The 1,107-nt window shown below is 31.8% G+C and carries 2 pseudogenes; both read right to left on the bottom strand.

Annotation, left to right across the window (positions count from 1 at the left end):
- A pseudogene (locus B6S12_RS10645) lies at positions 1-247 on the bottom strand (hypothetical protein); the annotation flags it as partial.
- Positions 248-364: 117 nt separating this feature from the next.
- Positions 365-1,107, bottom strand: a pseudogene (locus tag B6S12_RS10640) (hypothetical protein); the annotation flags it as partial.

Genomic DNA, 1,107 nt, shown 5'->3' with positions numbered 1-1,107 from the left:
CTAAAAGAGTGGATCTCTCTCCTGTATAAAAGTTAGGATCTAAATATCTTGGTTTATAATCTTTGTAGGGGGAGTTTTGTTTAATATTATGTGCTTCAAAAAGGGCTTTAGAATATTCTTGGGTGTATTTGCCTACTTCACGCCCATCTTCTCTTTTATCAAACATAATTTGGTTTGTATTTTTATCAACTTCTAATATTAACCCATTAGAAGTATAAATCTCATAAATATCTTTATTGCTACTCATTTTTATCCTTTCTTTTTTATTATCCTATATACAAACCATTTTCCATGATTATAGTAGTAGCTAGTCTGCCTATGAATTTAGGGCGTTTTTCTTCAATATGCTTTTAAGCAACAAGGATTATTCTTTAATATTATGTTCTCTAGCATAGGCTTTTATCTTTTCTTTTAAATCTTCTGGGAAATTATAACGATAAATAGCAGGGATTCTAGGATCAAGTTTAGCATCTAGTTTGTGCCTTTTATAATACCATTCTAATTTTTCAGGTGTAAAATAATAAGGTGCATTAGGATAGCCTTGAGGAGGAGTTAAGGCTGCAAGTTTGGCAGTAAGTATTAAAGTATCATTAAAGAGTTGTGCTTGCTCTTCATCCCAATCATTTGGCGTATCAGTTCCATAACCATTAATCATGCCATTAGAATATCCATCCATATAATAATCAAATTCCCTTCTGCTTTCATAAGTAGAATCCACATCTCTTGGATCTTTTATTTTACCCTCAACCACATCACTTCTTAGGGCTTTATAAATACTTCCAAATTCATCGCCAGAAATTTGATATTCGTTATAATCAATCACCCAATCCACTCCCATAATTTCATCTATAAAGGGGAGCATACCAAATTCATCAGGCTTTAAAGTCTTAGCTAGAGTTTTAATTTGTTGTTCTCTTAAAGGATTTTTATGCACTCCTACTAAACCACTACCTACTGCAATATCTGCATAGCCATAAATAGCACCCAATAAATTAGGTTTATCTAATATACTGCTTCCTCCACTTAGTTGTATGTAAAGTATAGTTGCTTGGATAAATCTTGCATTAAAACCATTTTGAGACATATCATTGGCTAGATATTTATAAT

It is taken from the genome of Helicobacter valdiviensis, from assembly GCF_003245365.1.
Classification (GTDB): Bacteria; Campylobacterota; Campylobacteria; order Campylobacterales; family Helicobacteraceae; genus Helicobacter_D; species Helicobacter_D valdiviensis.
This window is presented reverse-complemented; position numbering and strand designations above follow the sequence as displayed.